The following is a 22,046-nucleotide window of genomic DNA, read 5'->3' as shown; positions in this document are numbered from 1 at the left end:
ATGTTATTAGGCGGCAGAAAGCTTGTGCTGGAAACAGGCCGTTTGGCTAAACAGGCTAATGCTGCAGTAACGGTTACTTACGGGGATACAGTTGTCCTTTGTACGGTTACAGCTTCCACTGGACCGAAAGATTTGGACTTTTTCCCATTAACCGTGAACTATGAAGAACGTTTATATGCTGTAGGCAAAATCCCTGGTGGATTTATAAAACGTGAAGGACGTCCTAGCGAAAAAGCGATTTTGTCCAGCCGTTTGACAGACCGTCCGATTCGTCCACTATTCCCGGAAGGTTTCCGTAATGACGTTCAAGTGGCGAATATCGTAATGAGCGTGGATCAAGATTGCACGCCAGAAATCGCAGCAATGATCGGTACTTCTGCAGCGCTGAGTATCTCTGATGTACCGTTTAACGGTCCTATCGGTGGCGTGAATGTAGGTCGTATTAATGGTCAATTTATCATTAACCCGACTGCAGAGCAAGCACAGGAGACAGAAATCTTCCTTACGGTTGCAGGCACGAAAGATGCGATCATGATGGTAGAAGCAGAAGGCAATGAAGTGCCGGAAGACGTGATGCTCGAAGCAATCATGTTTGGCCATGACGAGATTAAGAAAATCGTCGCAACCATCGAAGAACTTCAAGCTGTGTCTGGCAAACCGAAGATGGAAGTGAAGCTTCATGCCGTTAACGCTGAAGTGAACGCTGCTGTTCGCGCATTTGCTTCGGAGAAGCTGGTTGAAGCGATTCGTATCCCTGAGAAACATGCACGCCAAGAAGCTATTGACGCTGCTAATAGTGAGACTGTTGCTCATTTTGAAGAAATGTATGCAGAGACACCTGAGCTTCTGAGCGATGTAAAAGAAGTTTTGTATGACATCGTGAAAGAAGAAGTTCGCCGCTTGATCACGCATGACAAAGTACGTCCTGACGGACGTGGACTTGACGAGATTCGTCCGATTGAATGTGACGTAGCTCTGCTTCCGCGTACACACGGCTCTGGCTTGTTCACACGTGGACAAACACAAGCACTTAGTATTTGTACACTTGGTGCACTAGGCGATGTTCAAATCTTGGATGGAATCAGCCCTGAAGAAACCAAACGCTTCATGCATCATTACAACTTCCCGCCATTCAGCGTGGGTGAAGCTCGTCCACTTCGTCCTCCGGGCCGCCGTGAGATTGGCCATGGTGCACTTGGTGAACGTGCCTTGTCGAAGGTAATTCCTAATGAGACAGAATTCCCTTACACGATCCGTCTTGTATCCGAAGTACTTGAATCGAACGGTTCGACATCCCAGGCTAGTATTTGCGCGAGTACACTTGCGATGATGGATGCTGGTGTTCCGATTAAAGCACCTGTAGCGGGTATTGCAATGGGTCTGATCAAAGACGGTGAGCATTTCTCGATTTTATCTGATATTCAAGGGATGGAAGATCATCTTGGCGATATGGACTTTAAAGTTGCTGGTACAGCGCAAGGTGTAACGGCTATTCAAATGGATATCAAAATTAACGGTATTGACCGTGCGATCTTATCGCAAGCACTGGAACAAGCACGCATCGGCCGTATGCACATTCTCGGCAAAATGACGGCAGTAATGTCCGAATCACGTACGAACTTGTCGAAATACGCTCCGAAAATTTTGACACTCCGCATTAACCCTGATAAAATCCGTGATGTTATTGGTTCCGGCGGTAAAATCATCAATAAAATTATTGAAGAAACCGGCGTAAAAATCGATATCGAACAGGATGGCATGGTCTTCATCGCTTCTTCGAACGAGGAAATGAACCAGAAGGCGAAAGCAATTATCGAGGGCATCGTGAAAGAAGTCGTAATTGGCGAGGTTTACCTCGGAACGGTTAAACGGATCGAGAAATTCGGCGCATTTGTTGAAATTTTGCCGAACAAAGACGGTCTTGTGCATATCTCACAGCTGTCTACTGAGCGCGTAGCGAAGGTAGAAGACGTTGTTGCGATTGGTGACCAAATTACGGTAAAAGTAACTGAAATCGATCAGCAGGGTCGTATTAATTTGTCCCGTAAAGCTGTTCTGACACCAGAAGTACCAGCGCAGTAAACAACTGCGCTTCTATAGAAATGAAGCAAAGAGCCAGAGAAGATCTGTCTCTTTTTGTTTTGTCTGCGCCAAAAGAGACAGATCGGTACTGTCTTCTTTTTGTTTTGTCTGCGTCTTTTTTGTTTTGTCCACCTATCCCGGAATAATCTCGTCCAAGCGTTCATACCTATTAGACAAGCGCAGGAGTATGCTGCGTTTGCCAAGCCATTATTGAGTGGCGTATACCGATAGGTAGGAGCTGGAATGATGCGGATGCGGAACAAGATCATTGCTCTATGTGCTTCCTTTCTTGTACTTTTTGTTTTTATCCGACTGAATGTCGGGGGCGTTATGAATTATATTGAATCTGTCAAAGGGCAGGAATCTGTTGAGGCGGGCACGGAAGCCGGATTATCAGATCAAGATAAGGCCACACTACGCGAGACAATAGAAGCAGAAGCTCAGCAACATTATATTGAGCCTATTGATGCACGTATTGATCGCGTGTGGAAGGCGATCCCGGGCTATAATGGCCTTGAAGTAGATGTAGAGAAGACCTATCAGCAAACGATCGCAAGCGGCAAAACCTCTCCAATTCAATTTGTGTACAAGGAGATTCCGCCAAAAATCTCATTACGAGATCTAGGACCGTGGCCAATCTATAAGGGGAATCCAAATAAGAAGATGATTGCGATTATGGTCAATGTAGCGTGGGGAAATGAATATCTGCCGGCTATCTTAAATACGTTTGATAAGGAAAATGTAAAAGCGACGTTCTTCCTTGATGGCTCTTGGCTCAAGAAGTATCCGGATGTTGCAAAGCAAATTCAAGAGAGAGGTCACGAAATCTCAAATCATGCGTATTCTCATCCTGATATGAAGACCCTAAGCAGACAAACGGCCTATACCCAGATTTCTCGAACAGAAGAACTTCTAAAAGGTACACTTGGCGTACAAAATAAATGGTTCGCACCACCGTCGGGCTCCTATAATCAGATGACGGTTCAGGTGGCAGGTGAACAAGGCTTAATGACGGTGCTTTGGACAATTGATACTGTAGATTGGCGCAAACCGTCCCCTGATTGGATCATTCAGAAAATATCTTCTAAGCTCGAACCAGGTGCTCTTATCCTTATGCATCCAACCTCCTCATCGAGGGATGCCCTGCTGGGGATGATTCGAGAAGCGAAGCGTCAAGGTTATGCATTAGGGACAGTCAGTGAGACCTTGTCTTCGGATCGAATTCCGGCAGCGGTTGAGTAGGCTCCCTAAATTTGTTATAGTGAAATCATTCATGTTTAGACCATGCTTACGTAGCATGAATTACCAAATTTCATTAAGTTTATGCTTTCGAAGCATGAATCACCACAAACGGTTAAATAATTAACCTTTTTGTGTAGCAATTCATTTGAGTCCGCGCTTTCGAAGTATGAATCACCACAAAACGGTTAATAATTTACCTTTTTGTGTAGCAATTCATTTGAGGAGGATACGAAGTGAATAAATATACGCTTAGCAATGGCCTCCGCGTCGTTGTGGAATATCTGCCAACTTTCCGGTCGGTATCCTTCGGCATATGGGTAAAAACAGGTTCAAGGAATGAAACACCCGAGAACAACGGTATTTCTCATTTTGTCGAGCACATGTTGTTCAAAGGAACAAATGGTCGTACAGCCAAAGATATTGCTGATCTATTTGATGGAATTGGCGGCAATGTGAATGCATTTACATCCAAGGAGTACACTTGTTATTTTGCTAAGGTGCTTGATGAGCATCTGCCGATTGCGGTAGACGCCTTGGCGGATATGTTCTTCGAGTCGAAGCTTGATGCAGAAGAGCTGGCCAAGGAGAAGAATGTTATCCTGGAAGAAATCTCGATGTACGAAGATACTCCGGATGACAAAGTACATGATGAATCGTCCCGTGCTGCGTATGGTGATCATCCGCTTGCTTATTCGATTCTGGGGCTTGAAGAGCGTCTTACAGCGATGAATTCTGACTCGCTTCGCGGTTATATGAATGATACATACACACTTGAAAACACGGTTATCAGCGTGGCAGGCAATGTTGAGGAAGGTAAACTTCTTGAACTGCTTGAAAAATATTTTGGCCGTTTCCAGAACAAAGGGCAAAGCAGCTTGGTTGAAGTTCCGGCATTCCATGGGGATTATATCTTCTTTAAGAAAAAGACAGAGCAAAATCACATTTGTTTGTCATTCCCTGGCTGCTCGAACTCGGATCCGCAACTGTATGCTATGATTTTGTTAAACAACGCGCTTGGCGGAGGTATGAGCTCACGTCTGTTCCAGGAAATTCGCGAGAAGCGTGGACTTGCTTATTCCGTTTATTCGTACCACACCTCTTATGCAGACAGCGGTTTGTTTACACTGTATGCCGGTACTGCTCCTAAGCAAACGAAAGAGGTACTGGATCTGACTCTTGCACAGATGGAAGAGCTTGCGGTGAAAGGCCTTAGCGATGAAGAGCTTCACCGCGGCAAAGAGCAGTTGAAGGGCAGCTTGATTCTAAGTCTGGAAAGCACAAGCAGCCGAATGAACCGACTAGGCAAAAACGAGCTGATGATTGGACGTCACTTTACGTTAGATGAAATGCTGCAACGTATCGATAATGTTACAATGAAGGATGTACGTGAAGTAACAGAACGTCTGTTGTCTGTCCCATTTGCCGTTGCAATGGTTGGAACAAACGATAAAGCTGCAGCACAGATCGGGAGGGACCGTTTTGTTTCAAATTCTATTTAAACGGCTGGAAGGTAACGAAGATATAGCATTGCCGAGTAAAATGTCCGAATGGGCAGCAGGCTTTGATCTGCAAGCAGCGGTAAGCGAGCCAGTTGTGCTTGCACCAGGTGAGCGCAAATTAATTCCTACTGGACTTGCAATGGCTATGCCGCCGCAAGTTGAAGCTCAGGTTCGCCCTAGAAGCGGGCTGGCATTCAAGCATGGGATTACATGCCTGAATTCACCAGGCACCATAGATGCGGATTACCGCGGCGAAGTGAAGGTATTGCTCATTAATCATGGGCAAGAGCCATTTACAATCAATCGCGGCGAGCGGATTGCTCAGATGGTGATCCAGCAGCTTCCGGAAATTACGATTGAAGAAGCCGATGATCTGCCGGATACGGTTCGCGGCGCCGGTGGATTTGGGCATACCGGCGTGTAGTTGGTCTTCATTTGGAAGCTTGTGGTGTAAGGGTAAGGGGTATCTCCTGTAGGAGTGTAACGCCCGCCTTTGTCTGACCATTGCAACTTCTAAACGTTGATTCAAGCAATTGTCAGACAACAGCGGCCGGAAGGAGATACCCCGTCCCTGTTACCTGGCCGATTTCCAAAGACAATAAAAGCGTCAAAACCAAAGTAATGGTTTTGGCGCTTTTTTGCGTTCCAAAATATTGGTTTTCACCATTCTGGGCACAGGGCATAAGATGGTTTATAACTAGTGCGCAGAAAGGAGTGAAGCCTATATGCTAACAGGCGTTCGAATACTGCTGCTAGGAGGCGATGCAAGACAGCTTGAGGTCATTCGCAGATTAACCGAATTGGATGCGACTGTAACGGTGTCCGGCTTTGACGGACTGCATTCCTCCCTTGATGGGGCGGTGCACGCAGAATATGACGATAGCTTATTTACTGATGTCGATGCATTGCTGCTACCAGCAGTGGGGACGGACGATAATGGGTTTATTCATGCTGTATTCAGTGATCGGCAAATGCAGCTGCTTGATCAACATATTGCAAAACTTCCTAAACATTGCAAAGTATATGCTGGAATGGCAAAGCCTTATTTGCGGGAACTTTGTGCGCAGCATCAGATTGGTCTCGTCGAACTGTTTGATCGGGATGATGTGGCGATTTATAATGCGATACCAACAGCTGAAGGCGCCGTTATGATGGCTATTCAGAACACTGACATTACGATACATGGATCCACATGTATGGTTCTAGGCTTTGGGCGAACCGGCTTTACGATGGCACGCACGCTTCTTAACTTAGGAGCGAAAGTGCTTGTGGGAGTAAGGCGGAGCGAGCATTTTGCAAGGGCTGCTGAGATGGGTTTTGTGCCATTTTACACTAGTCAACTACTCCAAAATACGGGTAATATTGACTTGCTTTTTAATACAATTCCGACTATGATAGTCACAGCGCAAATTATAGCAAATTTGCCCTCGCGAACCGTTATTATTGACCTTGCAACGAAGCCTGGCGGAACAGATTTCCGCTTTGCTGAGAAGAGAGGCATTAAAGCGATCCTCGCGCCCGGACTTCCCGGTATCGTCGCACCCAAAACAGCTGGACGAATCATAGCGGAATGCTTGACTCAGTTGATTACGGACGATTCGATAAAGCGGGGGAATGGGTAATGGATTGGACGGGGAAAACAGTCGGGTATGCGTTGTCTGGCTCGCACTGTACATTAGCGGAGATTATGCCGCAAATTCAACGGTTTGTAGACGCTGGTGCGAATGTTGTACCAATCGTGTCGAACACGATTATGACAACAGACACGCGCTTTGGAAAGTCGGCAGACTGGCAGACGCAGCTTAAGGCGATTACCGGCAACGATATTATTTCCACAATTGTAGATGCAGAGCCGCTTGGTCCATCGAAGCTCATTGATGTGCTTCTGATAGCGCCATGTACGGGAAGCACAACTAGCAGACTTGCAAATGCGATCACCGATAGTGCTGTGCTCATGGCGGCGAAAGCCCAAATGCGTAATTTAAGGCCTGTCGTACTTGCCATTTCTACAAATGATGGCCTCGGGTTGAACGCTGCTAATATTGCAAAACTGTTGGCAGCTAAACATATTTATTTTGTGCCATTTGGCCAAGATAACCCGGTTCAAAAGCCAAACTCGCTTGTTGCGAGAATGGATCTAGCTCTGGAAACATGTGAAGCAGCATTACAAGGGAAACAACTACAGCCGTTATTGATTGAGCGATTTAATTACTAAGAAGCCCTTATATGGTTTATCATTCAAGCAGGCGGCGATGGAAGTAAGGAACTGGCGATATCGTCGGAGCCTTATGGACCTTATACGCCGCTTGTTTTGTCTTCTATTGATAATCCTAAATTACCATGCAGTACAAAACAACTACGATCTGGAAGATGCCTTATAGAAGACATCTTTGCATCGGTAACGGAGGAAAGACAGTAATGCGCATCCTGGTACAAAAATTCGGGGGCACTTCACTTTCGACCGATCATGCTAGAAGCTTTTGTCTTCAACATATTGCAAGAGAGCTCGCAAATGGCTACAGCGTTGTAGTCGTTGTATCGGCAATGGGACGTACAGGTGATCCGTATGCTACGGATACTTTACTGCAGCTCATTCGGAACAACGGTGATAAGCTGCCGCCGCGAGAGCGGGATATGCTGCTCGGCTGCGGGGAAATTATTTCAGCCGCAGCTTTGTGCAGTTTACTTTGCTCTGAAGGAATACCGTCTGTCGTGTTAAACGGCGGTCAAGCAGGAATTGTTACAGATGATCAATATGGCCATGCTCGCATTAAAGAGCTTCGTCCTGAGAAAGTTTTGCACCATTTAAGGGATGGCAAGGTCGTTATTGTGACAGGTTTTCAAGGCAGTACAGAAAATGGTGATATGACTACTCTTGGCCGAGGCGGAAGTGATACATCGGCTACCGCATTAGGTGCCGCTCTTCGAGCAGAGATGGTTGATATTTATACTGATGTTAATGGTATACTGACGGCAGACCCGCGTATTGTAGAAAATGCAAAGCCACTGCAGATTGTCAGCTACGCCGAAATTTGCAATATGGCAAGGCAAGGGGCTAAAGTTATTCATCCTCGTGCAGTTGAGATTGCTCAGCAAGCCCGGATACCAGTTCGTGTGCGATCAACGTTTTCAATGGATGAAGGTACACTGGTCTCAGATGCGGTTCTGACTCCTGTGTCGGATCGTCAAGCGACAGGAATTGCACATGTATCTGGCGTTACCCAAATATCGGTGAAAGCCATTGAGGGCAGAAACGATGTGCAGCTACAGGTATTCCAGACGATGGCTAGGCATCATATTAGCGTCGACTTCATTAATGTAACGCCAAGTGGTGCTGTATATACCGTTTTTGATCAAGATGCCGATCGGGCTGTTTCCGTCCTTCAAGATTGCGGATATGATCCGCTTGCTATCCGAGGCTGTGCGAAAGTCTCCGTTATCGGCGGAGGGATGAACGGTGTTCCGGGTGTCATGGCCCGCATCGTTGAAGCACTGACAGAGGAAGGGATTACGATCATGCAGTCTGCAGACTCTAATACAACGATATGGGTGTTGGTGAGAGCAGAGGATATGGTCACAGCGGTAAGAGCTCTTCATACGAAGTTCGAGCTTCATATATAGTTTAAGTTAATGCTTACGGAGTAAGTTTACTCCGTAAACTTTAGGTTGATGCTTACGATGCAGAGTTTGCTCTGCAAACTCTTTAGCTTACGCTTACGAAGTAAAGTTTACTTCGTAAACTTTAGGTTGATGCTTACGATGCAGAGTTTGCTCTGCAAACTCTTTAGCTTACGCTTACGAAGTCAAGTTTACTTCGTAAACTTTAGGTTGATGCTTACGATGCAGAGTTTGCTCTGCAAACTCTTTAGCTTACGCTTACGAAGTCAAGTTTACTTCGTAAACTTTTCAGGAGGTCATAACAATGGAATTTGGTAGATTAATTACTGCAATGGTCACGCCTTTTGATGAGAATGGTCAAATTGACTGGGACACGACCAGACGTTTGATCGATTATTTGATTGAAGAACAGCAAAGCGATTCGCTTGTTGTATCCGGTACAACTGGAGAATCTCCTACCTTGGAAGAAGAAGAGAAAGCGGAGTTGTTCCGTTTTGTCGTTGAGCATGCAGCAGGCCGCTGCAAAGTTATTGCTGGCACAGGCAGCAACAATACTGCTCATTCGATTCATCTGACAAAGGTAGCAGAAAATGCAGGAGTAGATGGGGTTCTTCTTGTTGCACCATACTACAACAAGCCAAACCAAGAGGGTTTGTATCAGCATTTCAAAGCAATCGCTGAATCTACCAAATTACCTGTCATGCTCTATAACGTTCCTGGACGTACAGGAATTAATATTTCCGTTGAAACCACTCTTCGTCTGGCAGAGCTGGATAATGTGGTGGCGACGAAGGACTGCGCTTCTTTCGAGCAGTTGACACAGATTATTTCGGCTGCACCTGAGAGCTTCAGAGTGTACAGCGGCGATGACAGTGCTACGCTTACGACACTTGCAATCGGTGGGTACGGTATCGTAAGTGTAGCCAGCCATATTATTGGTGCTAAGATGAAAAATCTGATCGAATCGTATTTGAGCGGCGATGTAAAGCAAGCAGCCAGCCTGCATGCAGAATGCTATCCGGTCTTCAAAGGACTATTCGAATGTCCGCATCCGGTACCGAATCCTGTTGCGGTTAAATACGCACTTGGCTTGCGTGGTATGCCGGTTGGCGGAGTAAGACTTCCCCTCGTAACGGTAACAGAGGCAGAGGCAGCATTTATTAGCAAACTGGTCTAATTTATTTCATCATTTCAACCTAAATAACCAAGCAGGCGGAGATCATCTCCGACCTGCTTATTTGCGTTTGTACAGGCATCAGGTATTTCCTTGTATTCCATCTTTTTCTTCATGTATAATGAATGCAAGTGAAACGGACGGAAATGATTTCAATTTCATCAATTGGCTGGAACGGAGAATGGTTGTACATTCGAAGGAGGTAAGCACTTGTCGAAAAAAAATCAGGATAAATTACTTGTATTTGCCCTAGGCGGAGTAGGCGAGATTGGGAAAAATATGTATGTCATTCAATATGAGAATGATATTGTTGTTGTGGATGCAGGGCTTAAATTCCCGGAAGAAGATATGCTTGGGATCGATATTGTCATCCCGGATATTTCCTATTTGTTAGAAAATCGCGATAAAGTTAGAGCTATTCTTATCACTCATGGGCATGAAGACCATATTGGCGGCTTATCATATTTACTCAGACAGTTGAATGTTCCTGTGTATGGAACAAAGCTGACACTTGGCTTAATCGAAGGCAAGCTAAAGGAAGCGGGCTTACTTGGCGAGACCAAGCGTATTCTGATTCAGGCCGATTCTGAAGTTCAATTAGGGTCGATTCAGGCAAGCTTCTTCAAGACTAATCATAGTATTCCGGATTCGGTAGGGGTTGCGCTGGATACACCGGAAGGGACGATTGTTCATACAGGAGACTTTAAATTTGATTATACTCCAGTTAATGATCAGTATGCCGATCTGCAGCGGATGGCGGAGATTGGTCAACGCGGCGTTCTAGCGCTGTTGTCGGATAGTACAAATGCAGAACGTCCAGGCTACACTCCTTCGGAGAAGAATGTAGGAGAAGAACTGGAAGATATTTTTCATAAATCTACGCAACGTGTTGTTGTGGCAACATTCGCATCAAACGTCCATCGCATTCAGCAGGTGATTAATGCTGCAATTGCGACTAATCGTCATATAGCAGTCGTTGGGCGCAGTATGGTGAACGTAGTGGGAATAGCTTCTGATCTTGGCTATCTGCACATTCCAGATGGCATGCTCATTGAGCCTGAAGAAGTAAACAAGCTTGCAGCGGACCGTGTTGTGATCTTGTGTACGGGCAGTCAAGGGGAGCCTATGTCGGCTTTGACACGAATGGCGCGCTCAACGCATCGCAAAGTTGATATTTTACCAGGAGATACAGTCATTATTGCCGCAACTCCGATCCCGGGGAATGAGCGTTATGTAGGAAGAACCGTTGATGAGTTGTTCAGGCTTGGGGCAAATGTCATTTATGGTCCTGGTTCTGTATCTGGTGTTCACGTATCAGGGCATGGAAGCCAAGAGGAATTAAAGCTGATGCTTAACTTAATTAAGCCGAAATATTTTATACCTATTCATGGTGAATACCGCATGCTCAAGCAGCATGCTCAGCTTGGTGAAGATGTGGGCATTCCACGGAATCAAATATTTGTTATTGAAAATGGTGAAACGATAGAATTTCAAGGCGGAATTGGCCGTAAAGGAGCCAAAGTACAAGCTGGCAACGTGCTGATCGATGGGCTCGGCGTTGGAGATGTTGGCAATATTGTTCTGCGTGATCGTAAGCTTTTATCACAAGACGGTATACTTGTTGTAGTCGTAACATTAAGTAAGCAGGATGGTGGGTCAATCGTATCCGGGCCGGATATTATCTCCCGCGGATTTGTATATGTTCGGGAATCCGAAGGACTATTAGATGAGGCGAACAAGATCGTCACCTCAACATTAAATAAACTAATGAATGATAAAGTGAATGAATGGGCTTCACTCAAAACACAGGTCAAGGAGGCACTTGGCCGTTTCTTATATGAGCAAACCAGACGTCGTCCAATGATCCTTCCGATCATTATGGAAGTCTAATCCAATATATCAAAGATCGTCTAAGCAGGAACGAGTATACCTGCAAGGCGATCTTTTTTTGTGCGCTGGAAACGGTATAAATTTGTCGTTCCACCTCATACTATGACGAGCTATATGTTGATGGGGGGACCTAATATGAACTATATGAACGAAGAAGCACAGCCGCAGCAAGAGCCTGCATCCGATGAAAAGAAGAAGCAAAATTCAATCGTGGAGACGATTCAGCAATTAGGACAAACCACAACACCTGCATCGGAATCCAATATATTTTGCATGACGATTATCGGTCAGGTAGAAGGACATATTGTATTACCGCCGCAAAATAAAACAACAAAGTATGAGCATCTCATTCCGCAGCTGGTTGCCGCAGAACAAAATTCAAAGATCGAGGGGATCCTTATTGTTCTTAACACAGTAGGCGGCGATGTGGAAGCGGGACTTGCAATAGCCGAAATGATCTCCTCATTATCCAAGCCAACCGTTACGCTTGTTCTAGGAGGCGGACATTCCATTGGGGTTCCAATTGCAGTAGCAGGCAACATGTCCTTTATTGCTGCGACAGCTACAATGACGATTCATCCAATCCGCCTTAATGGTCTTGTGATTGGTGTGCCTCAAACTTTTGAGTATCTCGATAAAATGCAGGAGCGAATCTTACGATTCGTTACGATGCATTCGAATGTGACAGAAGAAACCTTTAAAGAGCTAATGTTTAAGACAGGCGAACTGACTAGGGATATCGGTACGACAGTCATTGGTTCCGATGCGGTAAAACACGGACTGATTGATGCAGTTGGTGGTTTGGGAGATGCCCTGAGAGAACTTAACCGCCGGATTTCAGAACAGAAAGCTGCTCCTCAAACGGGGGTATATAACTAATGACGATATACACGATTATGCCGCTTGAAGCCGTGCTGGACGGTTTAAATACAGAGCCTGAGGCTTCCCACGAGGTATGGGTGAACGGCGTATATATGCAAGTGCAGCCAATTGCGCCAGGGATGGGTAAAATCGTCCGTCTGCTCCAATGCTCCCTGGATGATTACCTAAGGCCTGAGCTTACACCGGGCAGTGTCGTCATGTTCGGACATCCTCCGACGACATAAAATACGTACTATCTCCGTTAGTAATCGTTACTAACGTTGCATAAGTTGGATACTGCAACGTTAGTAACATATGGTATAATGTTAGCCAGAGGTGACGAATCATTGGCTAAGAAACGACGGAAAAAGAAATCGATAGCGACTCACTTAAAATATGAAGTTTATGGGATTTTGTTAATTACAGTGTCGGTTATCGCAATGTCAGGGGAAGCAACAGTTGGCCGCTCTTTGTCCAAGCTGTTTGGCTTGTTCCTTGGCAAGTTTTATTTTGTATTAGCGCTTGTTGGCATATATGTAGGACTAGTTGTTATGGTCAAAAGGGCTTGGCCGCGTGGTTGGACGAATCGGCGGACAGGCCTGCTTGTGTTTGTACTCGCATTGACCTTATCCAGCTCCATCGCAGAAATTGACCGCAAACTGCTGCCGGTAACAGAACTGAGTGGAAGAGAGATTCTGCATCAGCTAAGCTTGGATGTGAAGGATGAACTCCTGTCATTTGACAGTACAGATACCCGGCCGATTAGCCAACGGGCAATTAGTGGTGGATATGTTGGTGCAATGGAATATTCGATGCTTTACTCGTTATTTGGATACTTCGGTTCGAAGCTTATTGCAGGTGTCATGTATGCCATCTCGCTTATGCTGCTGACTGGCAAATCTTATGTGGAATTAGCAAGAATCGGGAGAGACCGGAGCATTCGGGTGTACAAGCTGCTGTCTGCCAAATGGTCGAAAGGTGCATCCCTTCGGAGTGCATCCAACAAGACATCGAAGACGGTTAAGCCGCCAGTATTTGTTCAATCGGATACTATCGATGATGATGAGGATGACGATTACGCAGCGTCCATACCGTCAAGAAGGAAGAAGTCCTTATTTTTCTCCTGGAGGAATCAAGAACAGCCAAGTCAGCAGCAGCCGCAGACTTCACAGGATGACTGGTCCATGAATGACGAGCATTATAGCGGTGGGCATGACGGTGGTGTTAAACCTCATTGGGCGAATGCGGAGACGTGGGAAGAAGAATGGGATCGTAATGGAGAACAAGTGAATGCTGCAATAAGACAAGAAGATGATATGCCTCCTTGGGAGCAGCAGTCAGAACAGCAGCATTCTGTTCCTGTATATCCGGTTTATAATGAGTTCGAGGAAGATGATGTGCCAGAGGTAATAACAAGGATTGTACCTCGTGCAGATACATACGATGAAGATGAGCAAGAGGAGTTTACGCCGATTCCTGCTGTGCCAGAGCAATATTCGGATGAACTGGATAACGAGGAGCTTGATTCTGTTTCAGTTGATGAACTTGATGGTAATGACTTGAAAGAAGAGGCGACAGGCGAGAATAAACCCAAGCCAGCAAACCCAACGCCTTATCCGGCAACGGATATCCCAGTTAAAAAGCCTTATTTGCTGCCACCATTCTCTTTGCTGGCTAAGCCAAGCTTGATGGGAAGAGGCGGTGATGGAACGGACGCTATCGATTCGAAGCGGAAGCTGGAGGCTACGCTCGAAAGCTTTGGCGTGCGTGCGAAAGTACTTGATGTGGTTCGAGGACCAGCAGTTACTCGCTACGAAGTTCAACCTGCTACAGGTGTGAAAGTAAGCCGAATAGTCAGCTTGACAGATGATATCGCCTTGGCGCTGGCTGCGAAGGATATTCGGATGGAAGCACCGATCCCAGGCAAATCTGCTATCGGGATTGAAGTGCCGAACATGGAAGTGTCCGTCGTCACGATGCGAGAAGTAATGGAGACGACAACGTTCCATAATGCACCATCCAAGCTTTCGATCGCTTTCGGCCGTGATATTTCGGGTCAGCCGATTATCGGGAACCTGGCAAGAATGCCCCATTTGCTTGTAGCGGGAGCAACAGGTTCAGGTAAATCTGTTTGTATCAACGGAATCATTACAAGTATTTTGTACAAAGCCTCTCCGGATGAAGTGAAGTTTCTAATGGTCGATCCGAAAATGGTCGAGTTGAATGTCTATAATGGTATTCCGCATTTGCTGGCACCGGTTGTGACGGATCCAAGACGTGCCGCACTTGCTCTGAAAAAGATTGTAGTCGAGATGGAGAAGCGTTATGAATTATTCTCCAAGTCCGCTACGCGTAACATTGAGGGTTACAATGCCTTAATGGCCGAAAATCCAAAAGCCGTACTTCCTTATATCGTTGTTATTGTTGACGAGCTTGCCGATCTTATGATGGTAGCATCTAATGACGTTGAGGATTCCATAGCAAGGCTTGCCCAAATGGCTCGTGCCGCGGGTATTCATCTCATTATCGCTACACAACGACCGTCGGTTGACGTTATTACAGGTGTTATTAAGGCGAATATTCCTTCAAGGATCGCCTTTGGGGTATCCTCACAGGTCGATTCACGTACCATTCTTGATATGGTTGGTGCAGAAAAGCTGCTTGGTCGAGGGGATATGCTCTACTTGCCTGTTGGCATGTCTAAGCCGATTCGTGTCCAAGGTGCCTTCTTATCCGATCAAGAAGTCGAGGCGCTAGTCGAGTATGCGAGGGGACAAGCTGAAGCGGAATACAAAGAAGATTTGGTGCCAGAAGTGGAGGAAGAATCGACAGATCCAAGTGAAATATTGGATGAGCTGTATGATCAGGCCGTACAAATCGTTGTTGAAGCGAAGCAAGCTTCTGTTTCCCTTTTGCAACGCCGTATGCGTGTCGGCTACACAAGAGCAGCAAGGCTTGTTGATCAGATGGAAGCACGCGGCATTGTTGGCCCTTATGAAGGCAGCAAGCCGAGGGAAGTATTGATGTCGATCGAGCAATATCAAGCAAGCCGTATCCCTTCCTAGAGGGATTGCATCCAATAGTTGATGAATAGAAGCAGGAATCCCTTCTCATACTAGAGTTAGGTAACGCAGCTAATCGCGGACTAACTTGCAAGAGAAAGGCAGATTCCTAATGAAAAATCGATTAATTGTCGTGACCACCATCCTTGTGACCGTATTGTTCGGAATGTATTCTCTTCAACGGTACTCACAAGATGGTGCAGAAGCAACGTTCAGCAACGCCACAATTACGCTAGGTTCCTCCGGTCAAGATGTATATGAGCTGCAGGGAAGGCTCAAATATTTGGGCTATTATAACGGTGCGATTGACGGCAGTTTTGGTACAAGCACGAAAAATGCCGTTACATGGTTCCAATGGAAATTCGGAATGAAATCCGACGGTGTAGTTGGAGCAAAAACCAAGCTGAAGCTATGGGAAGCAACGAAGAGCTGGAAACCAACAGCTGCAGATTCAGGCAGCAGCTCTTCCGGTTCGGGCAGCAGTAACAGTGGCTCTAACTCGGGCTCCACGAGCTCGGGAGGCACACCTTCGAAATCGAATAACCTTGGATTTTCTGAAAACGACTTGAAAATCATGGCGAATGCCGTGTATGGTGAATCACGCGGGGAACCTTATGAAGGTCAAGTTGCTGTTGCTGCGGTTATCTTGAACCGCGTGAAGTCACCAAGCTTCCCGAATACAGTATCGGGCGTAATATTCCAGCCACTCGCATTTACTGCGGTTGCTGATGGACAAATTTGGCTGACTCCTAATGAATCGGCTCGTAAAGCTGTACAGGATGCCATTAATGGCTGGGATCCTACTGGCGGATGCACGTACTATTTCAACCCGGAGACGGCTACTTCCAAGTGGATTTGGTCTAGACCACAAGTGAAAACGATTGGCAAGCATATCTTCTGTATGTAATGACGAGAAGCAGCCTTTCTGCCCTAGGCAGGCAGGTTGCTTCTTCCATTTCGTATCGGTTAGAATGGTATAGGAAGCAAGAAAATGGAATACATTACTATATTCCATTTCACTCGGAAGGAGCAAACGTAGTGACATTATTCGAAAGAGGGCAAATAGGCCGAATTAGGTTACATGTGCTGCCAACCAAACGTTTCAAGACGTTTGCAATATCGTTATTTGCAGGACTGCCTTTATCTGAAAACGCTGTAACGAAGACCGCGCTTGCCCCATTTGTATTACGCCGCGGAACGGTGTCTACACCAGAGACAAAAGCTTTCCGTGAGCGGCTTGATGATTTATATGGCGCCGGTTTCGGCTTTGATGTATATAAGAGAGGCGATTCACAGATCGTTCAATTCCGTATGGATGTAATTAACGATCATTTTGTATCGTCTGATGTACCACTGCTAAGTTCTTCGCTGCGTTTTCTTGGGGAGGTCGTTACAGAACCAGTAACAGAAGATGGAGCCTTCCGTCGCAAGTATGTTGATGCAGAGAAGCAAACATTGACCAAAAGGCTGGAATCTATAGTAAATGATAAAATCCGCTATGCGGCGGAACGCTGCATGGAGGAAATGTGTGCAAATGAGCCTTACCGGCTGCATCCGCTGGGTAAACTCGATGAGATTGCATCGATCACACCTGAATCTTTATACAGTCAATATAAACAGTGGCTAAGTGAAGCTGCTTTCGACTTATATGTTGTTGGCGATACCTCTTTGGAAGAAGTGAAGGCGTTAGCTCAGGAAGCTTTCCGAATCGAAGAAGGGACACCAGCAAGCTACTCTACACCTTCTATTTCGCATGAAGTACGGAATGTGAAAACGATCGTGGAGCGAATGGATGTCAATCAAGGTAAGCTGAACCTGGGGCTTCGGACTAATGTTGGTTACGGAGACAAAGATTATGCCGCTTCCTTAATGTATAACGGCATATTGGGCGGCTATCCTCATTCGAAGCTGTTCCTGAACGTTCGGGAGAAAGAAAGCTTGGCCTATTATGCAGCATCAAGGCTTGATGGGCATAAGGGCTTGTTGACCATTCAGTCTGGTATTGAAATCGAGAATTATGAGAAGGCAGTGACGATTATTAAGCAGCAGCTTGAATCTATGCGTCAAGGCCAGCTTACTGATCTTGAGCTGAATCAGACAAAAGCCATGATTGCGAATCATCTTAGAGAATTGCAGGATTCGGCTTATGAGATGATCGCTTATGATTTCAATGCGGTGTTATCAGGCAAGGAAAGAACCGCACAGCAGCTGCTTGATCAGATAGAAGCCGTAACGGCAGACGATATCGTTCGAGTTGCGCATTTGGCGCAGCTAGATACGATTTACTTTTTACGTGACCAGAAGGAGGCGTAACAGCAATGGAGACGCTCGATTACAAAGGCGTTCAAGAAACGCTATACCGCGAAGTGCTGGATAACGGCCTCGAAGTGATCGTACTGCCGAAGGAAGGCTTTCAGAAGACCTATGCTACTTTCGCAACGAAATATGGTTCCGTTGACAATCAGTTCGCAGTAGGTACAGAAGACATTATTCGTGTGCCAGACGGTATTGCCCACTTCCTAGAGCACAAGATGTTCGAAGAGCCTACGGGCGATATTTTTGCCACTTTCGCTTCACAAGGTGCATCTGCAAATGCATTTACAAGCTTTGACCGGACCGTTTATTTGTTCTCGGCAACTGAGCAGATTCCGGCCAATTTGGAGACCTTGATTGATTTTGTGCAGAATCCTTATTTCACGGATACCAATGTTGATAAGGAAAAAGGCATTATCGCTCAAGAAATCAACATGTACAAAGACAATGCGGACTGGCGCGTATACTTTGGCCTCATCGATGCCATGTATCATAACCATCCGATTCATATCGATATTGCAGGTACGGTGGAGTCGATCTATCAGATCGACAAGGAAACCTTGTACCGCTGTTACGAAACGTTCTATCACCCGTCTAATATGCTGCTGTTTGTTGTCGGCGGGGTAAAGGCGGATGAAGTATTTGAGCTTGTTCGCAAAAACCAGGCAGGTAAGACGTTTAGGCCGCAGGGGGAAATCAAACGTTTCTTCGAAGAGGAACCGGAGAGCGTGAAGATTCCGCGGAAGGTAACGAAACTTCCTGTATCGCTCCCGAAAGCAATGTTTGGCTTTAAAGAGAAGCAAACAGGACTCACAGGTGAAGCGCTGCTTCGCCATGAGGTGACGACCAAACTTATGCTTGATGCTTTGTTTGGTGCGAGCACAGCCTTGTATCAAGATTTGTATGAGCAAAATTTAATCTCTGATTCCTTTGGAACAGAATTTAATGTAAGTACGGATTATGCCTTTTCCGTCATCGGCGGCGATACGCCAAATCCGGATGAATTGCTGAATCAGATTCGAACAGCTGTAGAAGAAGCACTCCGTACAGGAATTGAGCCGGCTGCCTTCGAGCGTTCGAAGAAGAAAAAAATCGGCGGATATTTACGAATGCTGAACTCCCCTGAAGCAATTGCCGGTGAATTTACCCGTTATCGGTTCCGTGACAGCGATATGTTTGATTTGCTGTCTCAGTATGAGAACTGTACGCTGGAGCAAGTTAATGAGCGGCTCCGCGAGCATTTTGATTTTAATCAACTAGCGGTTTCGATCGTGGAGAAACCAGACAGCCAGCCGGTTTCATGAAGACAATTAAAGAAATGACGGTGTTAATTACCGGGGGAAGCCGGGGCATCGGCGCTGCCATCGCGCAGCGCTTTGCCGCGGAGGGACTTAACATCGTCATTCATTACCGTGAGTCGCATGAAGCGGCTAATGAAACAGCACGGGCCTGCATGAGATTTGGGGCTAACGTGATGACCATATCCGCGGACCTGCGTTCGCGTGAGCAGCTTCTCCGCATGAAAGAGAAGCTTGAAGCCCATGACATGCTTCCGGACATTCTCGTTAATAACGGAGGCATTTCCCATTATGGCATGCTGATGGATGTGTCGGAGCAGGAATGGGACGATGTAATGGCGGTTAATTTGAAGGGTATGTTTTTATGCAGCCAAATCTTTATGCCGAATATGATCGCGAACAGGTTTGGCCGGATTATCAATGTATCGTCTATTTGGGGAATATCTGGCGCATCCTGTGAGGTTCTTTACTCTACAACCAAAGGCGGTATGAATGCCTTCACAAAGGCTCTCGCCAAAGAGCTGGCACCATCGGGTGTTACCGTTAACGCTGTTGCTCCTGGAGCGGTTGATACAAGGATGATGAGCAGCTTCAATGAGGAAGAGAAGGCAGCCTTGGAACAGGAAATTCCGCTCGGTCGTTTTGGACAACCTGATGAAGTGGCTTCCCTTGTTTATTTCTTGTCTTTACCGGAATCCTCTTACATAACAGGTCAAATCATAAGTCCTAACGGTGGCTGGCATACTTAAAATCATGGTATAATCCGTTTCGCCCAGGCGCAGAATAACATTTGTTGAGCGTAATTCACTTACACTCTTCTCAAATTGTTCTTATTCCAGGAGGCGAACCTAAATGTCCAACGTCCTTTCTAACTTCGACAATTGGAAAGAGTTTTTGTCGGATCGCGTAGCACAAGCCAAAAATAACGGGATGACAGAAGAGACCATTAAAAATTTGGCGTATGAAATTGGATCATTCCTTGATGAAAAGGTCGATCCTAAAAATGAACAGCAGCGCGTGCTGAAGCAGCTTTGGGATGCGGGCGATGAGAACGAACGCAAAACCGTAGCTGGTTTGATGGTTAAATTGGTCGAAACAACCTAAATGATGGCATCTTGCAGAAAAGCCTCCCAAATTGGAGGCTTTTCTGCAATGTCTATGTATAGGTTGCAGGAATGTGGCGAAAATTGTAGAATAAATTTTTATAAGCGATTCAATCGATTGGGATTGGTGACAACAAGGGACGGTGTGAAATGGGATCAAAGCAGCAATATTATATGGAGTATAAAATACATAAGAATAGACCGGGCCTGCTCGGTGATATCGCATCACTGCTGGGGATGCTTGAAGTGAATATTATGACCATTAACGGTGTTGAGGATCGTACACGGGGTATGCTGCTTCAGACTGACGACGAAGAGAAAATCGTGCTGCTTGGCAAGATGCTTCAGAAGGTCGATAATATTACTGTCAACAAGCTTCGCACGCCAACAATCGTTGATATATTGGCTGTTCGTCATGGACGTTATATCGAAAGGGACTCCGATGATCGTAAAACGTTCCGGTTTACAAGGGATGAGCTTGGTCTCCTAGTTGATTTCCTTGGCGAAGTATTCAAACGAGATGGCAATCAGGTTATTGGGCTTCGCGGTATGCCTCGTGTTGGCAAGACGGAATCCATTATTGCGGGCAGTGTTTGCTCCAATAAGCGGTGGACTTTTGTATCGTCAACATTGCTCAGACAAACCGTAAGAAGTCAGCTTTCCGAAGATGAAATGACGGATAACAATATCTTTATCATTGACGGTATTGTCAGCACAATCCGCTCAAATGAGAAGCATTACTCACTGCTGCAGGAGATCATGGCGATGCCGTCAACGAAAGTGATCGAGCATCCGGATATTTTTATTAAAGAATCGCAATATGACTACAGCCATTTTGATATGATTATCGAGCTTCGTAATACACCAGACGAAGAAATTACATACGAATCATTCACAGCCAATTATTCTGATAATGAATTCTAGCAGAGAGGAGTAGACACCATGTCAGATTTAGGAGCGTTGCTGCGTCAAGCAAGGGAAGAACGCGGATTAACGCTTGAGGATGTACAGGAAACGACGAAAATACGCAAACGTTATCTGGAAGCAATCGAAAGCGGCGATCACAGCGTGCTGCCTGGAACCTTCTATTTACGCGCTTTTGTAAAAAATTATTGTGATGCTGTAGGTCTTGATGCAGATGAAGTATTGCGTCTATACCAGCATGAGGTTCCTGCCTCAGTTACTGATCAGATTGTAGAAGCGGTACCAACGAGACAACCTAAGCGTGTTCAAACACGCTCATCGGAACGGATTAGCAAGCTCAGCTTCAACGTGATGATGTGGTCGTTCCTGATCCTGATCGTCGTTGTCGTATGGGTTTATTTCGTTAATAACAAATCCAGCGATACGAAAGAAATGGACGATACCAATATTACGGATCAGGCATCACCGCCTGCTGAGACCCAATCGCCAGACACGTCGAATGGCGGTACTGGTACTCCAACTTCGACACCTACGCCAACACCAAGTCAAGACCCAACTACACTAACGTTCTCGTCTAAGATCGGTAAGGTGGATCATTATGACGTCGCTCCGGCAGGCGTGCTGCATAAAGTGGAGATTAAGGTCTCCGGCGGCCCAAGCTGGACTGAAGTGCGTAAGGGCAGTAAAGACGGCGAAGCTCTAATTTCGAAAAATGCAGAGGATGGATCTGTTCTCACTTATGATCTTGATCAGTCACTTTACATTAATGTAGGCCGTGCTGACCTCAGTGTCATTACGGTTGATGGTGTAGTGATCAATGATGGGGATCGTGCAGGATCGAAGAAAATCCAACTGAACCCTGCTGAGGGTGCCGGAGGGACAGAGGGAACACAAAGCCAAAGTCCTGATAATACATCAACACCTGGGGATACAGCAGACACAAATAACCAGCAAGGAACGGAATAGAACAAAGGGAGAGT

The 22,046-nt window shown here is 46.0% G+C and carries 19 protein-coding genes; all 19 read left to right on the top strand.

Going from position 1 to position 22,046, the window contains the following annotated elements; genetic code table 11:
• The 19 genes from pnp to AB4Y93_RS03670 all read left to right on the top strand — a co-directional run bounded on the left by pnp (position 1) and on the right by AB4Y93_RS03670 (position 22,032).
• Positions 1-2,082 (top strand): polyribonucleotide nucleotidyltransferase, encoded by a 2,082-nt coding sequence (gene pnp / locus AB4Y93_RS03760; RefSeq protein WP_441889255.1) that lies wholly within the window; start codon positions 1-3, stop codon positions 2,080-2,082.
• Positions 2,083-2,325: 243 nt separating this feature from the next.
• Positions 2,326-3,324: a polysaccharide deacetylase family protein gene (locus tag AB4Y93_RS03755; RefSeq protein WP_441889079.1), complete on the top strand. Its 999-nt coding sequence runs from the start codon at positions 2,326-2,328 to the stop codon at positions 3,322-3,324.
• A 233-nt stretch (positions 3,325-3,557) separates the two neighbouring features.
• Positions 3,558-4,823, top strand: a complete 1,266-nt coding sequence (locus AB4Y93_RS03750; RefSeq protein ID WP_441889077.1) for a M16 family metallopeptidase — start codon at positions 3,558-3,560, stop codon at positions 4,821-4,823.
• Positions 4,804-5,247: a dUTP diphosphatase gene (gene dut / locus AB4Y93_RS03745; RefSeq protein WP_441889075.1), complete on the top strand. Its 444-nt coding sequence runs from the start codon at positions 4,804-4,806 to the stop codon at positions 5,245-5,247. The genes AB4Y93_RS03750 and dut overlap by 20 nt, the downstream gene beginning before the upstream one ends.
• A gap of 301 nt (positions 5,248-5,548) precedes the next feature.
• Positions 5,549-6,445: a dipicolinate synthase subunit DpsA gene (gene dpsA / locus AB4Y93_RS03740; protein WP_441889073.1), complete on the top strand. Its 897-nt coding sequence runs from the start codon at positions 5,549-5,551 to the stop codon at positions 6,443-6,445.
• Positions 6,445-7,038: a dipicolinate synthase subunit B gene (locus AB4Y93_RS03735; RefSeq protein ID WP_441889071.1), complete on the top strand. Its 594-nt coding sequence runs from the start codon at positions 6,445-6,447 to the stop codon at positions 7,036-7,038. Before dpsA ends, AB4Y93_RS03735 begins: the two co-directional genes overlap by 1 nt.
• A 203-nt stretch (positions 7,039-7,241) precedes the next feature.
• On the top strand, positions 7,242-8,444 hold the full coding sequence (gene dapG / locus AB4Y93_RS03730; protein WP_441889069.1) for an aspartate kinase: 1,203 nt from the start codon (positions 7,242-7,244) through the stop codon (positions 8,442-8,444).
• Between the two features lie 301 nt (positions 8,445-8,745).
• Complete coding sequence (gene dapA, locus AB4Y93_RS03725) at positions 8,746-9,618, top strand: 4-hydroxy-tetrahydrodipicolinate synthase (protein WP_441889067.1); 873 nt, start codon at positions 8,746-8,748, stop codon at positions 9,616-9,618.
• A 207-nt stretch (positions 9,619-9,825) separates the two neighbouring features.
• Positions 9,826-11,505 carry a ribonuclease J gene (locus AB4Y93_RS03720; protein ID WP_441889065.1) on the top strand — a complete coding sequence of 560 codons (1,680 nt, stop codon included), beginning with the start codon at positions 9,826-9,828 and terminating at the stop codon, positions 11,503-11,505.
• A gap of 135 nt (positions 11,506-11,640) precedes the next feature.
• Complete coding sequence (locus AB4Y93_RS03715) at positions 11,641-12,384, top strand: ClpP family protease (protein ID WP_441889063.1); 744 nt, start codon at positions 11,641-11,643, stop codon at positions 12,382-12,384.
• Positions 12,384-12,611 (top strand): YlzJ-like family protein, encoded by a 228-nt coding sequence (locus AB4Y93_RS03710; protein WP_441889061.1) that lies wholly within the window; start codon positions 12,384-12,386, stop codon positions 12,609-12,611. The genes AB4Y93_RS03715 and AB4Y93_RS03710 overlap by 1 nt, the downstream gene beginning before the upstream one ends.
• A gap of 102 nt (positions 12,612-12,713) precedes the next feature.
• Complete coding sequence (locus AB4Y93_RS03705; RefSeq protein WP_441889059.1) at positions 12,714-15,431, top strand: DNA translocase FtsK 4TM domain-containing protein; 2,718 nt, start codon at positions 12,714-12,716, stop codon at positions 15,429-15,431.
• A 109-nt stretch (positions 15,432-15,540) separates the two neighbouring features.
• Positions 15,541-16,335: a spore cortex-lytic enzyme gene (gene sleB / locus AB4Y93_RS03700; protein WP_441889057.1), complete on the top strand. Its 795-nt coding sequence runs from the start codon at positions 15,541-15,543 to the stop codon at positions 16,333-16,335.
• A 131-nt stretch (positions 16,336-16,466) separates the two neighbouring features.
• The gene (gene yfmF / locus AB4Y93_RS03695; RefSeq protein WP_441889055.1) at positions 16,467-17,741 is read left to right on the top strand and encodes an EF-P 5-aminopentanol modification-associated protein YfmF; all 1,275 of its coding nucleotides are present in this window, start codon (positions 16,467-16,469) and stop codon (positions 17,739-17,741) included.
• Between the two features lie 5 nt (positions 17,742-17,746).
• Positions 17,747-19,045 (top strand): EF-P 5-aminopentanol modification-associated protein YfmH, encoded by a 1,299-nt coding sequence (gene yfmH / locus AB4Y93_RS03690; RefSeq protein WP_441889053.1) that lies wholly within the window; start codon positions 17,747-17,749, stop codon positions 19,043-19,045.
• Entirely contained in the window at positions 19,042-19,788 is a 747-nt protein-coding gene (gene ymfI / locus AB4Y93_RS03685; RefSeq protein WP_441889051.1) for an elongation factor P 5-aminopentanone reductase, read from the top strand. The genes yfmH and ymfI overlap by 4 nt, the downstream gene beginning before the upstream one ends.
• A gap of 103 nt (positions 19,789-19,891) precedes the next feature.
• Positions 19,892-20,143, top strand: a complete 252-nt coding sequence (locus AB4Y93_RS03680; RefSeq protein WP_441889049.1) for a DUF3243 domain-containing protein — start codon at positions 19,892-19,894, stop codon at positions 20,141-20,143.
• A gap of 149 nt (positions 20,144-20,292) precedes the next feature.
• A complete protein-coding gene (locus AB4Y93_RS03675; protein ID WP_167280690.1) occupies positions 20,293-21,066 on the top strand; it encodes a DUF3388 domain-containing protein in 774 nt (257 codons plus the stop codon).
• A gap of 18 nt (positions 21,067-21,084) precedes the next feature.
• Positions 21,085-22,032, top strand: coding sequence for a helix-turn-helix domain-containing protein (locus tag AB4Y93_RS03670; protein WP_441889047.1), 948 nt, complete (start codon positions 21,085-21,087; stop codon positions 22,030-22,032).
• Positions 22,033-22,046 lie beyond the last annotated feature (14 nt).

The organism is Paenibacillus sp. YAF4_2, assembly GCF_052113225.1.
Classification (GTDB): Bacteria; Bacillota; Bacilli; order Paenibacillales; family Paenibacillaceae; genus Pristimantibacillus.
The sequence above is the reverse complement of the archived record's forward strand: the minus strand, read 5'-3'. Positions and strand labels throughout refer to the sequence as shown.